General features: G+C 56.0%; 17 protein-coding genes. 1 reads left to right on the top strand and 16 read right to left on the bottom strand.

The annotated features are described in order from the left end of the window. Nucleotides 1-57: 57 nt before the first annotated feature. From EKN38_RS19835 to EKN38_RS19770, 14 genes are all read right to left on the bottom strand, one after another. On the bottom strand, nt 58-411 hold the full coding sequence (locus EKN38_RS19835; protein ID WP_014832322.1) for a T6SS amidase immunity protein Tai4 family protein: 354 nt from the start codon (nt 409-411) through the stop codon (nt 58-60). Continuing rightward, nucleotides 408-899 carry a type VI secretion system amidase effector protein Tae4 gene (locus tag EKN38_RS19830; RefSeq protein WP_013096182.1) on the bottom strand — a complete coding sequence of 164 codons (492 nt, stop codon included), beginning with the start codon at nt 897-899 and terminating at the stop codon, nt 408-410. The genes EKN38_RS19835 and EKN38_RS19830 overlap by 4 nt, the downstream gene beginning before the upstream one ends. Before the next feature lie 58 nt (nt 900-957). Further along, nucleotides 958-1,440, bottom strand: coding sequence for an Hcp family type VI secretion system effector (locus EKN38_RS19825; protein WP_008502640.1), 483 nt, complete (start codon nt 1,438-1,440; stop codon nt 958-960). Nucleotides 1,441-1,620: 180 nt separating this feature from the next. Then, entirely contained in the window at nt 1,621-2,046 is a 426-nt protein-coding gene (locus EKN38_RS19820; protein WP_014832324.1) for a T6SS amidase immunity protein Tai4 family protein, read from the bottom strand. Next, the gene (locus tag EKN38_RS19815) at nt 2,043-2,549 is read right to left on the bottom strand and encodes a type VI secretion system amidase effector protein Tae4 (RefSeq protein WP_014832325.1); all 507 of its coding nucleotides are present in this window, start codon (nt 2,547-2,549) and stop codon (nt 2,043-2,045) included. The genes EKN38_RS19820 and EKN38_RS19815 overlap by 4 nt, the downstream gene beginning before the upstream one ends. A gap of 65 nt (nt 2,550-2,614) precedes the next feature. Continuing rightward, complete coding sequence (gene tssC, locus EKN38_RS19810; protein ID WP_014832326.1) at nt 2,615-4,114, bottom strand: type VI secretion system contractile sheath large subunit; 1,500 nt, start codon at nt 4,112-4,114, stop codon at nt 2,615-2,617. A gap of 3 nt (nt 4,115-4,117) precedes the next feature. Beyond that, the gene (gene tssB / locus EKN38_RS19805) at nt 4,118-4,642 is read right to left on the bottom strand and encodes a type VI secretion system contractile sheath small subunit (protein ID WP_008502644.1); all 525 of its coding nucleotides are present in this window, start codon (nt 4,640-4,642) and stop codon (nt 4,118-4,120) included. 75 nt (nt 4,643-4,717) lie between these two features. Continuing rightward, complete coding sequence (gene tssA, locus EKN38_RS19800; RefSeq protein ID WP_014832327.1) at nt 4,718-5,734, bottom strand: type VI secretion system protein TssA; 1,017 nt, start codon at nt 5,732-5,734, stop codon at nt 4,718-4,720. A gap of 11 nt (nt 5,735-5,745) precedes the next feature. Then, complete coding sequence (tagF, locus tag EKN38_RS19795; RefSeq protein ID WP_013096179.1) at nt 5,746-6,462, bottom strand: type VI secretion system-associated protein TagF; 717 nt, start codon at nt 6,460-6,462, stop codon at nt 5,746-5,748. Between the two features lie 16 nt (nt 6,463-6,478). Next, nucleotides 6,479-10,099, bottom strand: a complete 3,621-nt coding sequence (tssM, locus tag EKN38_RS19790) for a type VI secretion system membrane subunit TssM (protein ID WP_126522556.1) — start codon at nt 10,097-10,099, stop codon at nt 6,479-6,481. 2 nt (nt 10,100-10,101) lie between these two features. Next, the gene (locus tag EKN38_RS19785) at nt 10,102-11,340 is read right to left on the bottom strand and encodes a DotU family type VI secretion system protein (RefSeq protein ID WP_013096177.1); all 1,239 of its coding nucleotides are present in this window, start codon (nt 11,338-11,340) and stop codon (nt 10,102-10,104) included. Nucleotides 11,341-11,357: 17 nt separating this feature from the next. Then, nucleotides 11,358-12,701: a type VI secretion system baseplate subunit TssK gene (tssK, locus tag EKN38_RS19780; RefSeq protein ID WP_014832329.1), complete on the bottom strand. Its 1,344-nt coding sequence runs from the start codon at nt 12,699-12,701 to the stop codon at nt 11,358-11,360. A gap of 28 nt (nt 12,702-12,729) precedes the next feature. Further along, complete coding sequence (gene tssJ, locus EKN38_RS19775) at nt 12,730-13,233, bottom strand: type VI secretion system lipoprotein TssJ (RefSeq protein ID WP_047360874.1); 504 nt, start codon at nt 13,231-13,233, stop codon at nt 12,730-12,732. A 23-nt stretch (nt 13,234-13,256) separates the two neighbouring features. Continuing rightward, nucleotides 13,257-13,751: a hypothetical protein gene (locus EKN38_RS19770; protein WP_014832331.1), complete on the bottom strand. Its 495-nt coding sequence runs from the start codon at nt 13,749-13,751 to the stop codon at nt 13,257-13,259. 859 nt (nt 13,752-14,610) lie between these two features. On the opposite strand from EKN38_RS19770, the gene EKN38_RS19765 reads away from it, so the two are divergent. Then, a complete protein-coding gene (locus EKN38_RS19765) occupies nt 14,611-16,899 on the top strand; it encodes an FdhF/YdeP family oxidoreductase (RefSeq protein ID WP_126522554.1) in 2,289 nt (762 codons plus the stop codon). Here EKN38_RS19765 and EKN38_RS19760 read toward each other — a convergent pair. Both EKN38_RS19760 and EKN38_RS19755 read right to left on the bottom strand, forming a co-directional pair. Next, nucleotides 16,865-17,656, bottom strand: coding sequence for a phosphate/phosphite/phosphonate ABC transporter substrate-binding protein (locus EKN38_RS19760; RefSeq protein WP_047360876.1), 792 nt, complete (start codon nt 17,654-17,656; stop codon nt 16,865-16,867). The genes EKN38_RS19765 and EKN38_RS19760 overlap by 35 nt on opposite strands. Beyond that, nucleotides 17,649-18,620: a fatty acid desaturase gene (locus EKN38_RS19755; RefSeq protein WP_043951657.1), complete on the bottom strand. Its 972-nt coding sequence runs from the start codon at nt 18,618-18,620 to the stop codon at nt 17,649-17,651. The genes EKN38_RS19760 and EKN38_RS19755 overlap by 8 nt, the downstream gene beginning before the upstream one ends. Between the last annotated feature and the right edge of the window lie 78 nt (nt 18,621-18,698).

Here is an 18,698-nt window from a genome sequence, read left to right as displayed (position 1 = left end):
AAACGCTGCCGCTCTCGGGGGTGAGAACGGCGGCGTTTGGGGCCGATTTCATCTTTACTACTTTGAGGATTTGAGTGGCCGAATAGCGTCACTATTAGCGATCAAGGTGCACTTCAATATCTGATAATGACCTGGCTCGGTACCACCTACCTTCTGTTTCAGTAAAGAAACAATCACCTCATCAGCTTTTTCAAAATTCTCAGCAGGCAGATTGCTTGCTTCCAGCCATGCCGCGGCGCTGGCGTCAGCATCTTCTTTCAGGCTTTTACTGTCCGCAATCTTACCGATGCATCGATTCTGCACCCAGTTTTCGAAGATTTGTTGTTGAGAAAAAGTACTGATATCAGGCAACGTCTGGGCATTTGCGGCGGAGACAACGAAGGCTAAGACAAAGAGCAATGGCTTTTTCATTTCAGGCTCCAGAAGGTTGCGTTAGTAGGGATAAATGAACCATTACCCGGTGAGCCAAGGAAATGACAATCATCCGAACAAATATTTCCGTTCCAGAGTGTTACATGCCCGGTTGCATCAAGCCAGCCATGCCCGGTAAAAATAATAATACCTTGCTTGCCCGCAAATTGTGCTGGGGTTGGAGAAGAAACAGATATGTCAGCTTTTCCCAATACCGTGGGTAAAAAAGCAATCATATCTTTAACACGGAACATATATCGCTTCTTGTCGCTCCCGGTCACAGTTGCATATTTACTATTAGAAGGAACTGGAATGCCACAATAATTTAAAACATAGCTCATACGAATGGGGCAGGCATTTTTAAAAATACCAGCATCTATATTATGCTGAACTTTCCCCCCTAATAATTTGCCAACCTGTTCTACGTTGACGTTCACTTCTTTAAATCGGTTCCAGGCGGCACCAAAAGCAGGACGCATATGAGACATCTTGTTTCTCCTTGAAAAGAAGCTCAGGGAAAAGTGGGCCCTTTCGGACCCACTACTATTATGCTTCTTTGTTTTCTTTGATGTTCCAGCCAGCGCTGCTTTCAGCACCTTTACCACCAGAGGTGGTCTGCTCCCAGTACTGCTGTTTCACTTTCGCAGCCTGGAATGCATAGGTCACACCAACGGTATCGCCGTTGTCTGCACCGGTGTACTGAACAGACGTTACCAGAACGTCTTCCAGCGTGATGCGGGAATATTCCACCTGCTGGCCACCGGCTTTACAGACGGACAGCTCAACTTTGGTCAAGTGTTTACCGCTGGCGCAGTGTTTCAGGATTGCTGTGGTGGATTTGTCGATCAGAGCGTTAACGTGCAGATCGTTAAAGTTAACTTTACCGGCACCGCCGCCACCGCCAACGCTCATATTACCTGGCTGGGAAGCGCCCCAGGAGAAGGAGGTAATATCAGTCCAGCCGGTGTGGTTAGAATCTTTAGATTCGCCCGTAACACCCTCGACCTTCAGAAACATATCAATAGCCATAATATCTACTCTTCGTGGATGAACATTATTGCTTTCGAAAAAGCACTTATATGGCAAACAGGAAAGCATGGGGCTGAATAAAACCGTCCATATTTTACCTCTGCCTCATATCAAATGACCCGTGTCATTTGACAGTCTTACATTCCCCCTGAATGAAAGGAAAGAATGTGAAGTCTTTTACTACTGCGGGTTATCCTGAATCCAGGTACGATCAGGATTTCCGATAATTAATTGAGGGGCAAGTTTATTAAGTTCGTCACTATAATAAAGTCGCAGGCAGTTTAAGGTCACACCTTGTACTGCTGGTTTTCTCTCAGAATGGAAGGCATTAGTTGCGCCCTTGTATTTATTAATGAGAGCGTTAATTTTGTCATTACCATTCTCAATATCGAAAGGCACCCATTCCAGTAATGCATTACTGCTTCGAGCTGCATCCAGAGAAAACTGGCTTTTATCATCAGACACTTGTGCCAGACAGCGAGAAAAAACAACATCTTTAATAACTTGCTTATAAGGCAACTTTTTGACAAATAATACCGGATCGTCAGTTGCATAAACAGAGGCGGAACTGGTAAACAACAATAGACTGGCAATTATTTTTTTCATGGCAACTCCCAAAAATTGGCTTTGGTCGTCGTGTAATTTGTATCCGGCGCATTGAAATAACAGTGATCCGAACAGGTTAAACCATTCCAGAATGTGGCATGACCAGCGGCATCATTCCAGCCCTGTATCTCAAATAGAATTACGCCCTTTTTATTGGCTAATTGCTGAACGGGTATGGAAGGATAACTCACGATCATGTCAGGTTTACCCCACTGGCGCGTCAACCAGGCAATGACATCTTTTACGCGGTAGAAGTACCATTTATTATCAGCACCGGATACAGTGAGATTTGCAATACGCGGAACGGGATGCCCGGTATAGTTCAGAACATAACTCATGCGAACGGCACAACTGTTTGACCAACCGCCCTTATCTTCGGGTATTTCGAAGTTATGCTTAACCTTGCCGCCGATAACGTTCTTAACTTTGCCGATAGAATCATTTGCATCGTAAATACGTGTTGCCGCCGCCCAGGCAGCAACAAACGAAGGTCTCGCTGTCATATTTCCTCTCAAATATCCATGCTATAAAGCCAGCGCCGGGCATGGCTTCCCGGCGGCAATTATCATTACGCGTCTTTCGTCTTCAGCGACGGCAGTTTAGATACCAGACGCAGAGAAACGGTCAGACCTTCCAGCTGGTAGTGCGGACGCAGGAAGAACTTCGCGGCGTAGTAGCCCGGGTTGTCTTCAATCTCCTGCACCTGCACTTCTGCAGCGGCCAGCGGCTTGCGGGACTTGGTCTCCTGAGAGGAGTTGGCCGGGTCACCGTCCACGTAGTTCATGACCCAGTCGTTCAGCCAGCGTTCCATCTCTTCGCGCTCGCGGAAGGAGCCGATTTTGTCACGCACGATGCACTTCAGGTAATGCGCAAAGCGGCAGCAGGCGAACAGGTACGGCAGACGGGAGGCCAGACGCGCGTTGGCGGTGGCATCCGGGTCATGGTACTCCGCCGGTTTTTGCAGCGACTGCGCGCCGATAAAGGCAGCAAAGTCGGAGTTTTTGCGGTGAACCAGCGGCATAAAGCCGTTTTTCGCCAGCTCGGCTTCACGACGGTCGCTGATGGCGATCTCGGTCGGACATTTCATGTCCACGCCGCCGTCATCGCTCGGGAAGGTGTGGCACGGCAGGTTTTCGACCGCCCCGCCGGACTCCACGCCGCGAATCGAGGTGCACCAGCCGTACTCTTTGAAAGAGCGGTTGATGTTAGCGGCCATCGCGTAAGCGGCGTTCGCCCAGGCGTAGCTGTTGTGGTTCGCGCCGTCGGTCTGCTCTTCAAAGTCAAAGCTGTCGACCGGGTTAGTACGAATGCCGTAAGGCAGACGCGACAGGAAGCGCGGCATCACCAGGCCCAGATAGCGGGCATCTTCCGATTCACGCAGTGAACGCCAGGCGGCGTATTCGGTGTTCTGGAAGATTTTGGTCAGATCGCGCGGGTTAGCCAGTTCCTGCCAGGACTCCATCTGCATCACGCCCGGTGCGGTACCGGTGATGAACGGACAGTGGGCCGCAGAGCCGATGCGCGCCATTTCACCCAGCAGTTCAACGTCCTGCGGGCTGTGGTCAAAGTAATAGTCGCCAACGATGCAGCCAAACGGCTCACCACCAAACTGACCGTACTCCTGCTCGTAGATTTTCTTGAAGATCGGGCTCTGATCCCAGCCCACACCCTTATAGCGTTTCAGGGTGCGGCCCAGCTCCTGCTTGGAGATGCTCATAAAGCGGATCTTCAGCATCTCGTCGGTTTCAGTGTTGTTCACCAGGTAGCTCAGACCGCGCCAGGCGCTCTCCAGCTTCTGAAACTCGTCGTGGTGAATGATCTGATTCACCTGCTGAGACAGCTGTTCGTCGATACCGGCGATCAGGTTCTGGATGGTGCGATAGGTGTCGTTGGAGAAAGTAACGGTATTTTCCAGCGCCTGCTGCGCCAGAGTTTTTACCGCGCTCTCAACGGCGGAACGCGCCTGGTCAGTTTTAGGGCGGAACTCTTTGTTCAGCAGCGCGCTGAACTCGTCCTGGCTGAACGCCTGACCTGCCTGCTGCTCGTGTTGTTGAGTCTGGTTGCTCATCGATTACTCCTCGCTACCTTTCGCACTTTCGTCATTTTTCGGCAACTGGCTCAGGGATTTGAGCAGCGTCGGATCCTGCAGAATTTTAGCGATCAGCTCTTCCGCGCCGTTTTTACCGTCCATGTAGGTCAGCAGATTGGAAAGCTGAGTACGCGCTTCCAGCAGCTTGTTCAGCGGTTCAACCTTGCGGGCCACCGCATCCGGCAGGAAGTCGTCCATGCTGTCGAAGGTCAGATCGACGTTGAGCTTGCCTTCGCCGGTCAGGGTGTTGTCCACCTGGAACGCCACGCGCGGCTTAAGCGCCTTCATGCGTTCGTCAAAGTTATCGATGTCGATTTCGAGGAATTTACGCTCATCGACGGCCGGCAGATTTTCCACCGGTTTGCCGACCAGATCGGCCATAACGCCCATCACGAACGGCAGCTGAATTTTACGTTCTGCACCGTAGATCTCTACGTCGTACTCGATCTGCACGCGGGGGGCACGGTTACGTGCGATAAATTTCTGCCCACTGTTACTCATTGCCATGATGTTCTCCATCAAAGATGCGCGGTGAAGGTGAAACGACAAGCTCCGTGCCTGTCGTCATAATGCCTGGACGCGTTATTCGCGGCGTCCAAAGATGTTTTCCAGTTGGTTAACGCCGTCTGGCGCCAGGTCGCGAATAATGTCCATAAAGTTAAGTTCTGACAGCCGCTGCACCCGTTCAATCATCAGCGGTGCAGGGTGGCTCGGTTCGTACTGCGCAAAATACTGTTTCGCTTTCTCCAGCATCAGCTGGGCGTCGGCGCGACTGGTGACCTGCACGCTGCGCCAGTCGGTGACCTGCTGCACGGGTTGTGTTGCCATCGTCTGCGGCTCAGCGTGGTGTTCGGCCTGTGCATCCCGATTGGGCAGCAGCTTGCTGATGTCAGTCACCTGACAGGCGCTCGCGACCAGCCCCACGGTTTTCAGCAACTGCTCCATTTCTGGTACGCCGCTTTCACCAAGGTAACCGCTGAGCAGATCGCGAATGGCCAGCAGCCTTTCATTAATCAGGATGACGGCCTCTGTACCTGGCTGGTCGCCGCGCGCCAGTTCGTCAATCAGTCTTGGGCGGCCGCCGGGATAATCCGGGCATTCGGTTTTGCTGCCATCCAGCAATGCCTGCGCGTCACGCAGCGAAATTTCATCGCCGTTTGAGCGCAGCAACGAGGCGTTACGCAGCGCGACGGTCAGGTCAGATTTATCGCTCAGCGCGGCAAGGGCGTTAATGCGATAGAACGGGTCCGTTTCGCCATACTCCTCCAGCAGTGGATAGAGCGGCTCCCAGTAGCGGGTGATCGCCTCCTGCACCAGCAGCAGGCCGTCCGCGTAGCCCGGCAGCCCACGACGTCGGGTCCAGGCGTGGGTTAACGCCAGCATGACGCGAAGATCTTTGGTGCGCCCCAGCAGGCTGGTGGCGAGCTTTTCTACCGTATTCCAGTCAGCGGGTTCGGCGGGAATGATCGTGTCGCCGAACTGCTGTTCCGCTTTACCCTGGCTTGCCTGTCCCATAGCCTGAAAATCGGCGTCGTACTCAAGGTTGTCACCGCAGGGTTTTTCGGGGCTTATCGGCGCGAGAAATTCTTCGATATTCATGTGATCCCTGCTTATTCAAACATAGGCGGATAAAGACCGTGACGGCCCGGTCGGGCGCCGCCGGCCGGATCGAACAGCAGCGTAAAGAGCTGCCCGGTGAAGTTTCCGCTGTGGACGTGGGTGTAGAGCGGGTAGCCGTCGCATCGGTTGGTCCACCAGTAGCTGGTCTGTCGAAGCGGGTCAAAACACTCCGCCGCCTGAGGCCAGCCCAGCGTGCTCTGGCCGTCTTCGTCATAACCAATCACATCGAGGATGTCGGAACGCTTTTGCGGCTCGACGGGCTGCGGCGCCGGAATAGACATCAGCATCTCATCCAGCTGCGAGGCGGAAAAACTGTTGCGCACCGCATGCAGCCCGAGACGGCCAATCTGCTGATACCAGCTTTCAGCCTGGCTGAGCAGGTTGGTGGACCACTCTGACGGGGCGAAACTGAGCTGAATGCAGATCGGGTACTGTCGGCCCACGCTATCGCGGCCCGGCAGCAGGCAACCCATCTGGATCATCTGGCTGCCCAGCATCGGCGGGACAACAAAGTTCCACACCGGCGCCTTGTTAAACTGGCGTTCGCCGCTGCGCTGCTCTTCCTGTTGCCAGGCCAGCAGGCCGACCTGAAACCAGTGCGACCACTGACGCTGAAGGGTGTCAGGAAAGCGACGCTGCAAAAAATCTCCGGCGCTGGGTAATTTGCCATACCAGCTGTAGCGGTTCATCGCAGGGGTATTCGTCATACGGCTGTCCTTGCGGTTATGGGCATGAGAAACGAGGAAGCTGGAACGGATTGCGAATGCTGTTCGGCGCAAACTCCAGCGTGACCTGATGGCCATCGACGTTGAACGTGGCCTGACGGCTCAGACTACCTGCCCCAGGGCTGGTGCGCGCTTTATCGAAGAAGCGGTTCAGCGCCCAGGCGCCGTTGGTCACCAGCGTCGCGGTGCTGCCGTTGGCCAGCCCCAGCTGCATACGCACCTGGTTGGTGCCGCCCGGTCCTGGCCAGTTCATGATCTGCACCGCCTGTGGGCCGTGGCTGTAACGCAACAGCTGACCGTCGACGTCCAGCGTCAGGTTGAGAATGGTGTTATCCATGCGCACGGTACGCACCGTCACCTTGAAAGACGGCGTCGTTGCACCGTTAGCAAAGAAGGCATCGCGAATGGACTGCGCCTGCTGGAACGGGCGCAGCAGTCCTTCACTTCCCGGTAACGTTTTCCCGTCGATCCCCGGCATAAAGCGCCAGTTCGCCTGAGTGGTATCCACTTTGTTGGTCAGGTTGTCGCGAAAGAAGGTGTCCATCAGCCCGGTACCCGGCGCAAACATGCGTGCCAGATCGTCCGGCGTCACCTCGGTGCTGGCGCTGCGCACCAGCGGGTAGCGACCGGCAATTGCCTGACGGCAGAAACCGCCCACTTCGACGTTAATGCGCTTACGGACGTTTTCCAGATCGCGACGCTGGGTATCACTGCTGGCTCCCACCGCCATGTTGCTGAACATGGTTTGCAGCCCGCCCGGCAGACGCCCGGCGCTGGCCTGCAGACGGCTGATTGCTTCACCGCCCGGGGCTGGCATGCCGCTGTTGGCAGCGTCCTGCACCGCGGTCAGGTAACGATACAGCTCATCCACCTGCTTGAGGAAATCATCAAAGACGATGGTCTTGCCGCCCTTCTCCAGCGGCTGAGCCAGCTCGATCATCGGCGCGTAGTGGTCGGTCACCAGCTGTTCAGGTGCCTGCGTCACCACCGCCCCCTGCGTCGGGGCATTGTCGTTATTGCTGAACAGCGCTTCGAGGGTACGGGTGGCGCGGTTGCTCTGGTCTTGCGCTTTCCCCGCATCCTCCGGCGCTGGCGCGTTGCGCGACAGCGTCAGCACCTGGCTCAGGTTCTGCACCAGACGACGCAGCGGCGAGTTTGCGCCGGAGAGCAGGCGCGCCGTGTTGATGCGCTGCGAGAGATCGGCGCTGTTGTTAAGCTGAATGTCGGCGAGGAAACGATCCCAGTTTGCGATAAAGTCGCGCATGTAGAGCTGACGCACGGCGTTATCGATCTGCTGTTTGTCTTCCCCGGAGGTGGTCGCGCCCAGCACCCAGGCATCGTCTTCGTGCAGCGCCGTGGTCACGCTGTCAATCTGGCCGTTAAAGCTCTTCCAGTAGCCGTCCGGGGTATAGAGCCCCGGCACGCCTTCGCTCACCGGTTTGCCGCTTTTGCGGGAGAACACCAGTTCGCTCTGCGGGCCGCCCAGGTCGGACAGGGAGACCGGCTTCAGGTTCTCGTCATGCTCCAGCAGACGCTTCAGACGCCCATACACGCGGGTGGAGAGCGGCTGCTGGTTGATGAGCGCCCTCTCGCGGGCCACCAACCCTTCATCCTGCGCATACGGCGAGGCCTGAATTTTTGGTTCCAGCAGTTGAGTCAGGTGCCACTCCAGCTGTTGCAACTGCGCCTGCGTCACGTTCTGCGGCAGATTACGCTGCAAATTGAGCATCACCCAGGAGTGCAGGAATTTGCCGTCGTAGTGTTTCGGCTGATACAGCATCTGATAGGCTTTCAGCGCCTCGTAGCTGTATTCCACATCGCTGCCGTTGTCGTTGCGCAGCCAGGTGGTGATATGCATCGCCACGGCGGGCAGCAGCATCTGGTCCAGCGCTTTTTGGTACAGCGACTGAGAAGCATCGCTGACGTCATCCCCGCGATACAGCCCCATACGGCGGGAGACCGGCGGGTCGTTGACATCGAAGGCCTCGCTTTTCGGCAAATCGACCAGGCTGTTCAGCAGCGGCAGGAGCGCGAACAGATCGCGCTGAGGCTGATTCTGTAACGCTTTACTCTGCTGCTCCAGTTGCGGGACTTTAGCGTCCACCTCTTCCAGATAGGCCTTATTCTTCGCATAGCTGGTCAGCCACAGTCCGCCGAGGATCACCAGCAGCGCCAGCAGTGCCGCATAACCGGACCAGATCACCGCGCGGTTGCGCAGTTCCCACCAGCGGTTTTCGCCGGCGATGCCCGCTTCCTGGAAAATGACGTTCTGCAGCAGGTTCTTGATAAAGAAACTCTGCCCTTTCGCTCCCGGGATCGGCGCCTCTTTACTGACCGAATCCCACTTCTCTGCCTCTGCCCCTTCCGGCAGTGACAGGGCGCGGTTCAGTTCACCCATGACGCGATCGAACGGCATGCCTTCCTGGGTGCCGCTGGCGAAGTATATTCCGCGTGGGGAGAACTCGGTCTCAAAGTTAGAGCGGGCAAAGACCGTGCTCAGGTAGTCTGCCAGCAGCGGGCGCAGCGCCGCGAACTCCTGCGGGAAGAGATACGCTTCGGCACGGGTTTTGGCGTCATGCTCTTTCAGCATGGTCTCCGGCAGCCCGGCGTCCAGTCGCTGCTGCAACAGCGAGAACTCCTGATGGAAGTTACCCATCAGGTCGAAATCGGCGTGTTTGGTCTGTTCCCACGGCAGGGTGAAGCCCCAAATCTGGTCGCGCTGCGCTTTGTCGTAGTCAGCAAACCAGGCGCGGAAGCCTTTAAGCAGGTCCGCCTTGGTCACCATCACGTAAACCGGGAAGCGGATACCCAGCTGTTCATGCAGCTCAGACAGCCGCTGGCGCAGGTTGACCGCCTGCTGGCGCGCCGCCTCCGGGGAGAGCGTCAGCAGATCGGAAATGCTGATGGTGATAATGACGCCGTTGATAGGCTGGCGGCGGCGATACTTACGCAGCAGGCCGATAAATTCCAGCCACTCTCCGGCATCCTGAACCTGCTCGCTCTCCTGGGTGGTGTAGCGCCCCGCGGTGTCCAGCAGGACAGCTTCGTTCGTGAACCACCAGTCGCAGTTGCGCGTGCCGCCAATGCCGCGCAGAGCGGTTTTACCGAAGCGATCCGCCAGCGGGAATTGCAGGCCGGAATTGACCAGCGCCGTGGTTTTACCGGCGCCCGGTGCGCCGATAATGACGTACCACGGCAGTTGGTAGAGATATTGCGTACTGAAGCGCTGCGTCCACTGGGCACCGTGTCCCGCTTTGCTGAAGTGGGCTTTCTTCAGCATTTGCGCCGCTTCATCAAAACGTCCAGCGAGGATCTGCTCCTCGCTGTTCAGCCGCTTCTGGGGATCGGCCGCGTCCGGTTTGGTGGTATTTTCATTGAGCTTGTCCATCAGCTTGCGGTTCAGCCAGGCGTTGTACAGCCGCGGCACAATATGCCCCTGCGCCCAGAGCAGATAAACCACCGCAATACTGATGATGCGGTTTTGTTCAGATTCGAGCGGGCGGGTATCCACGATGGATAACAGCGGACCAATCATCCAGATCACCGCCGACAGCGCGGTAACGCCCAGGAAGCTCCACAGAATGCGATTGGTCAGTATGGAAAGAAGAGTCGTCAGCATCCTTAGTTTCCTTGCGGCAATCCGTTCAGCTCAGCCTGCGTATTTTCAGGCGACACCAGCAGAGTTATTTCCACACGGCGGTTACGGGCGCGGTTTTCAGGCGTATTGTTTGGCGCAACAGGATTGATCTCTCCTCGCCCTTCCGCTTTCACGCGGTCAGGCTGCGAGAGGCTTCCCTGCAGCATTTTTTGCACGGACCGGGCACGATCCAAAGAGAGTTCATAGTTGGAGGCGAAGCGCGCGCTGCGAATTGGCACGTTATCGCTGTAGCCCACCACCAGAATTTTGCCGCTGACGTTGTTCATTGCCTGGGCAATCCGGTTGATAACCGGCTCATAGCGGTCACGCACCACGGTAGAAGCAGAAGCGAACAGACCGTCTCCTTTCAGGATCACCACGCTGCGATCCGCTTCGTCCTTCACCGCCACCAGACCGGCATCGATTTCCGGCTTCAGGAAGCCACGCAGGTTGAGCACCGCAGGCAGTTGACGCGCAGGTTGCTGAATGGTGGTTTCAGGCAACTGAGACTGGTAAATCTTCGCCAGTACCGGGTTGGTGTTGTCGCCAAGACGCCAGTTGAGAATGATGTAGAACAGGCAGGCGATAAACCCGGCCAGCGCGACACAGGCCCACAGCGGCACCATCGGCCGCCACAGCTTGCGCAGCACCGGACGATCTTCCGGGTGTGGAGAGAGCGGTGCCGGATAGCTGCCGCGCACGCCGCGGATCATCTGCCACAGCCGCTGCTTGATGGTTTCAAGCTGGGTGCGACCATTATCCAGAACCCGATAGCGGCCTTCGAAACCGAGCAGCAGGCAGTAGTTGATCATCTCCAGCAGGAGGATATGTTCACGCGGGTTCTGCGACAGACGCGCCAGCAGCTGGAAGAACTTTTCGCCGCCCCAGGTTTCGTTATGAAACGTGACCAGCAGACCATTGCTTGACCAGACACCGCTGCTGCCCCAGGGGGTCAGCGCCGCGGCTTCATCCAGCGCCGTACAGAGGCAATAGCGCGCCCCGACGATCACCTCATACGCCAGTCCTGCCTGCTGGCAGCGGACTTCGAAACGGCGAATCTCGTCGATCAGACGCTGGCGCAGCGCCACCTGATCGTCATGAGACACCGAATGACGGATTTGCGGAATCGCGTTGAGCAGCGGATTGGCGGCCGCCACCAGCTGATTGTTGCTACTGGCTCCGGTAAACGCGGCATCACTGCCGGTATCCTGTCGTTCCTGCATATTAAGCGCTCGCTTTATTATTCAGTCGGGCTACGGATGGCCCAAAACTCCATATCAAGACCCGGGAACTCCCCTGCGAGATGCAGGGCGAATGCACCGGACTTATCCATCTCGTGCCACAGCTCACTGCCCTTCTCCAGCTCAAAGTAGCTGTAGCCCGCATGCCATGGGATCTGCGGCGGCGCAACCGGCATGGCGCGCAGCATAATGCCCGGCAGCTGTAACTGAACCAGATCGCGGATTTTCGACACCGGCGCGACTTTCATCTGGGCAGGGAAATGGGTTTGCAGGTGCTCGCCCGGCACGTTGGCTTTGACTGCCAGGACGAAGCCGAACTCGCGCACCATGCTGGTCTCCGGTACCGTGGCGATGTTCAGCCCATGGGAGCGCTCGTTCAGCGGCAGCTGAATGGCCTGATCTTCCATCACCAGCGACAGCCCCTGACGCAGCATCAGCATCAGCTTGCTGAAGCATCCCGCAAGGTCGTCGTGATCGTAAATCGGCAGCACGCTTTCGGCGGTGCGTTGCGAGGTCCAGGTGGCAAGCTCCGTGGCAAACGGCAGCCAGCTGCGCCAGAGTGTTTCCGGGTGCAGCAGCGGGAGCGTTTTTAAATGGGAGACTTCGCCCAGGTGACGGTTAACCAGCGACAGCAGCGTAAATTCGATCAGCTCGGAGGTGTTAAAGCGGCCAGGCTGGCGCAGACGACCACCAATCTGCTGGCTACGTTGCACCAGCAAGCCGTGCAGATCGTTTACCATGCTGTAGAGTTGCGGGCTGTTGCAGGCGTTCAGCATCGGCGGAATGTAGCTGCTATCCAGACGCACATGGTTGTCGTTACGCTTTTCCGCGACGAACGCGATGCCAATCGCCGTCCATTCGGCCGTCAGATCTTTTTCCAGCATCAGGGTCAGACGTAAACGGCCAAACTGCACCGTAGCATCCCCCACCGACATGGCGTTATCGTCTTCCACCTCCTGCTCGAAGGCGATGAAACGCGCCAGTGACGCGGGCTCCTCGCTGAAAATAACCTCTTCACGCTCTCCCCGACGTACCGGCAGCGCGAGCACCACCTTTTCATTGGTGAGATTGTCAGGAATTTTCAGGGGGGCCGGGCCGTTACGCCCGTTGCGAACCTGGAAAAAGGTGCCGTCTGGCAGCACACCGCTGCAGTAGCTCAGGGCAATGCACCCCTGGCGAAGCATCGCTTCGTCCAGTTCAACATCGAGGAAGCCCCAGAGATACGATCGCTGCAGCGCACCCCATTCCCGAACGTGGTTGAGCAGATAACTTTCTGTCCGTTGAAAATGGTGTGGACGCAGGAACATGCCTTCGGTCCAGACGACCTTCTCTGCTTTGCTCATGATGATCGGTTTCCTGTTTTTAAGCGCGTTACTGGCTGATGACCCGGATGCCATTTATGTCGAGAAAGACGTTGGCCTGAAGTTCATCAGATGACCATTTCCAGAACTGGTAGAGATGGTTTTCGCCTGGTACAGGCAGTGGGAGTGAAACACGCCATTTCTTTCCATCCAGCATCTGATACTCGGCCATAACACCGATATAGCGCGCGTCGGGTGAGCTTTGGCCGCTGAGGGTTTTCGAAAGCTGGCCCGGCATCAGGAAGAAAACATCGCTGTTCAGCAGATTCGCGCCAAGCGTGGCTGACGCGTTGTTCTGCAGGGAATAGAAGTCACTGGACATGAAATCCGCATCGGACTTCAACAGCAGCACTCTGACTTTAAGCGGCGCAGAATCATTAATTTGTGGATGAGCCTGAAACTGCAGATTGTAGCGGGAGGGGTCGCTGTGTGAAGACGACGTACAACCACTGACCAGGGCGAAAATCACCGCGTAAAAGACGAACAACAGCTTATGAAAATTTTTATTATTCATAAAAATACGCTCAGAAAAGCCGTTTAGTTCAGGATCCAGGTACCGTTAGCGCTGTCTTTGCAGGCTTTGCTGTTCCCGTCCACGTCGACACAGGTCGCTTTTTTGCGCGTCTTAGGACGAATGGCCTGTTTACGTACGGCTGCTTCATACTGATCGGCTTTGATCACCGCACGCATCGGAACGTAACCAATCAGCTGGTCTTGTCCTTCATCGGCAAGCGCCATCCAGTAGTGTTCAACCTGCCCCAGCACCACGTAGGTTTTTCCGGTTACCAGCGTACTGACAACCTTGCCACCAAAATCAGGGCGGCTCATCAGGGATGCCGGATACATAGCACGGTATGGCTCGTTAACCTGAGTGAACTCAGCAGGAGGCGTGATGGCATGACGGTGGGTTAAGGTGACGCCGTTGACCTGGCTGGTCACGATCGTATCGTCAGTGATCACAGGTTTCTGCGGCGCTTTACAGCCCGCCACCGCCATTACAAACAGAAGTGAAAACAATACGCGCATTTTCATATGCTTTTCCGTAGCGATATTTCGATGATGAGATAAAGGGGATGAAGTTTGACTTAGGTGCTATCGTTAAAATAGCCAGGATATTTTCGGGGCGTTACTATTATTCGGGCATAGCTACCGCACGAGCCCTTCAGAATAAGGCCCAGCGTCTTCCTGACATATTTTGACAAACGGTAAACAAGTTTACATGAGCTTGTCACCAATTCAATATTTCCTTCCTCACAACTGCTGCTTAATGAAGCACCCGACACATTATAGGATTAATCTGAGAAAAAAATCTTACTTACCCTGAATTGTTTTATTATTACCAGAACCTCTAACGCAAACTCATGATTGAAAAGCGAAAAAATCAAAAGAGAACCATTGTCATTAACGCAATACCGCTATTATCGCCACTACCATAATTAGTAGAGTTGCGATTTTTGCGGTGCTCAGATGAATATATCTTTCATGAATTATTTGTTGCATTGATAGCGTATCTTTAATACCCATGACTTTTCCGCCGGGAATTAAGACAATTCATAGAGGATGAAAAAAATTAATTTCACGGCGCAAAATAACTTTGCGCATTTTATCCTTTAGGGGGACGATTAACGCGTTCCCGGAACAATTAACAGTTAAGCATGACTACATCATTATTCCCTGCGGTGTTGTTCAATATATCGCCTTCGCCACGTCAGGTCATAACACCGCCAGGGACGTTCCCCTCCTTTTCGTTTGAAATTTTACTGTCACTACACTGTCGCGTTCACGGTGCTATTGCCATGACATATTATTCACTTGATAAAAATTTGTTATGATTTCTTTAAATTTCTCAGCCGCATACTGCACGACGGGCGGTCTAACAGGGTAACCAGGTATGAATAACAAACGACGTGCCGTTCCCGGCATCCGACATTACGACGGCCCCGCAGGCGGCTGGGGGGCATTAAAAGCGATGGCGATTGCGGTGCGAACCCAGATGGATGCCCTTGATGCCCCCGCCACGCTGCTGCGCACCAACCAGCCCGACGGTTTTGACTGCCCGGGCTGCGCGTGGCCAGATAAAGAGCATAAATCAACGTTCCAGTTCTGCGAGAACGGCGCGAAGGCGGTTACCTGGGAAGCCACCAGCAAACGGGTAACCCCTGAGTTTCTGGCTAATAACAGCGTAACGTCGCTGCTGACAAAATCTGACTTTGAAATTGAGGGGTACGGCCGTCTGACCCATCCCCTGCGCTATGACCGGGCAAGTGACACTTTTCGCCCCGTCGATTGGGAGGAAGCCTTTGAACGCATCGGCGAGGTTCTGCGTGGGCTCGAACCAGACCAGGTGGAGTTCTATACCTCCGGGCGTGCCTCCAACGAAGCGGCCTGGTTGTTCCAGCTGTTTGCCCGCGAGTACGGGACCAATAATTTCCCCGACTGCTCCAACATGTGTCACGAAGCCACCAGCGTCGGTTTACCGCGCTCCATTGGTATCGGGAAAGGTACCGTCTCGCTGGAGGATTTTGACAAGACGGAGCTGGTGATCTCCATCGGGCATAACCCCGGCACCAATCATCCGCGCATGATGGGCACCCTGCACGAACTGGCCCGTCGCGGCGTACCGATTATCGTGTTAAACCCGCTGCGCGAGCGCGCGCTGGAACGGTTTGCCGATCCGCAGAGCGTCATTGAGATGGCGACCTACGGATCCACCGACATCGCCTCAACCTACTTCCAGGTTAAAGCCGGTGGCGATGCCGCCGCGCTAAAAGGCATCGCCAAACACCTGCTGCAGATGGAAACCGAGCGCGGCAATGTGCTCGACCGGGCGTTTATCGCCGAACATACGCAGGGCTTTGAAGACTTTGCGGCAGATATTGCGCAAACAAGCTGGGACGCCATTGAGCGTGAATCCGGGCTGAGCCAGGCGGCGCTGAAAAATGTTGCCGATGCCTACGCGAAATCGAACGCCACTATCATTACTTACGGCATGGGCATTACGCAGCATAATAAAGGGACCTCCAACGTCCGTCTGATCGCCGATGTGCTGTTGCTGCGCGGCAATATAGGTAAGCCCGGTGCCGGGATCTGCCCGCTGCGCGGACACTCTAACGTTCAGGGGAACCGTACTGTCGGCATTAGCGAGAAACCGTCACCGGCATTTTTGAGCCGTCTGAAGGAGGTCTTCGGTTTTGAACCCCCTTCTCACCACGGGCATGACGCGGTGCAGGCCACCCAGGCCATGATCGACGGCCGCGCCAGAGCGCTTATCTGCCTCGGGGGTAACTTCGCGGTGGCAATGCCCGATCACGAGAACGGCTTCCCGGCGATGAGTAAGCTGGATCTGAGCGTGCACGTCGGTACCAAGCTGAACCGTACACACCTGCTGGTGGGGAAAGAGACCTTCATATTTCCCTGCCTTGGCCGCACGGAGCTTGATGTGCAGGCCAGCGGGCGTCAGTCCATTACCGTGGAAGATTCCATGTCGATGGTTCATGCCTCCTCAGGCAAGCTGAAACCCGCCTCTCCCCTGCTTCGCGCCGAACCGGCCATTGTAGCCGGCATGGCGAAAGCGACCCTCAAGGCCACCCGGGTGGACTGGATGCACCTGGTGGCGGATTACGATCGTATTCGCGATTTGATTGAGCAGACCATTCCGGGCTTTGAGGACTATAACGCGCGGATCCGGGTACCCGGTGGCTTCCGTATGCCGCTGCCGCCCACGAAACGTATCTGGCCAACGGCAACGGGCAAAGCGATGTTCTCGGTATTTGAAGGGGTCAATGAGAATGCCAGCGGTGAAGGCGATAACGTCCTGCGTCTGATCACGCTGCGCAGCCACGACCAGTATAACACCACGATTTATGCCCTCGACGACCGTTATCGGGGCGTCTTTGGCCGTCGCGACGTGTTGTTTATGAATGAAGGCGATATGGAACAGTCAGGACTGGAGCACGGCGACCGGGTGGATATCGAAACCGCCCTGCCGGGCAGCACTCAGCGTCTGGAGGATATCACGGTGGTGGCATACGCCATCGCCCCGGGCTCGGTCGGGGCCTACTATCCTGAGGCCAACGTGCTGGTTCCGCTCGACTATCTGGATAAAGAGAGCGGCACGCCATCGTATAAATCGGTGCCCGTCCGCCTCACCCTGCGCTCGAAAGAGATCCGTCCGCTGTAACCCCGGTTAACACAGACCAGGCCTCGCGCGCCACGACGCTAAACCCGCCGATAAACAGCGCATCACACACGCCCCGGTATTCCGGGGCGCTTACCAGCGTGGTTAGCGCATCGCGGATGGCATGAAGCGTTTCGGGTGTGGTACCGGGCGCGGTGATTAGCGGCAGTCCTGGCGTGAGGGGCGTCTGGTCAATCACAGCCAGTCCCGCCAGCAGGTTCGGGTCATGCCGCTGCAACAGCGCATAGGTCACGCAGTCGATCGCCGCGATATCCCCTCCTCCACGTTTTACCTCGATCAGCGACTGGCGATGGCTGCCACTGAAGATAACCTCAGAGAACCAGGCGTTTAACGCACGTGACGGCACGCGGTTGCGCAGCGCATTGTAGCCAGACTGGGAATCGGGCGCGTTACATACCACCCGCCGTCCGCGAAAATCAGTCAGTGAGCGGTGTTTATCCTCATCACGTACCACCAGAAAACTACGGTAGTGGATGCCTTCGCAGCCCGGTACCCGGTAGTGAAAACAGCCGACGACCTGCACCGCCGGCAACTGTGTCATCAGCGGGTAGCCACAGGTCTGGCTCAGGATAAGATTAGGCTGTTGCCAGTGTGCCGGCAGGTCAGACTCCGGCCAGCCGGGGATAAGATCCTCCACAGGCAGACCACGCGCCACCAGCAGACGCTGGACCGCCTGCCACAGTGCGAGGGTATCATGACGATCCACCGCATACATCGGAAACGCCAGTCGGTTACTCATGACCTTCCTCGTGTTGACGCCAGGGATGTACGGTGACGTCCACCGACGTTTTCCAGAACCGTCGCATCCATTCGCCATACCCTCTGACCAGAAACCCGTGGTTACGCTCCCGGTACGCCTGCTGGTTTTGCAGGTAGATCGTCTTCAGCCCGTACCAGGGCACGCCGGGTAAATCGTGATGTATTGAATGGTAGTTGAGATTCAGAAACAGCATTCGCCAGAACAGCCCGGCTTCGTTAATCACCGAACGCGCCAGCGGGTCATCCGCCGCACGATGTTCCAGAAAAGAGCGTACTTTTGTCAGCGCCAGCGCCGGGTAGCTTACCGCCAGCACAAACCAGAGCGGAGAGAAACCGTTGTGCATCATCCAGGTAAAAAGCAGCGCCAGCAACGCCATATGCACAAGCCACATCACCATCGCCCGCAGTTGAAGATGGCGAAACGCCACCACCGCGCTGCCCAGCGTCTGGAGAATATCCAGCAGCGGCGCCAGCAACAGTCGCCCGGTAAAGGTGTTACGGGCGTGGATCAGCCGCTTCTGCCAGGGCGACAATCGCGCCCAGCTCGCCTGCGTAAAGTAGTATGACTCCGGATCATCTACCGGAATGGTCAGATGGTCGTGGCGATGGTGGGCCAGATGAGAATCCCGGTACAGGCCATACGGATACCAGACCGCCAGCGGCAGCGTGCCAAAGAGCTGGTTCAGCCAGGCGAAACGCGTGGGATGGCCGTGGATCAGCTCATGCTGAAGAGACATATACCAGGCGGTAAACCCAATCAGCAGCAGCGTGGCCGGCAGCAGACCGAGGGCCTGCCAGAACACCAGTGTCGAGAACCAGCCGCCATAAATAGTGACTATCAACAGCCATGTGGGCAACTCAGTTCGCCAGAGAAACCCCGAGGCGAGGTGGTGAATATGGTCGCGTTGTTGCGGGTGTAAATAGAGGGAGCTTCGTTTACCCATTCCTTCAGAGCCGTTTCGCCAGAGATAATATGCTGACGATCCGGGATAACGCCTGAAATAACAAAGAACTTAAATCAC

The organism is Enterobacter sp. WCHEn045836 (assembly GCF_003965585.1).
In the GTDB taxonomy this organism is placed as follows: domain Bacteria; phylum Pseudomonadota; class Gammaproteobacteria; order Enterobacterales; family Enterobacteriaceae; genus Enterobacter; species Enterobacter dissolvens.
This window is presented reverse-complemented; position numbering and strand designations above follow the sequence as displayed.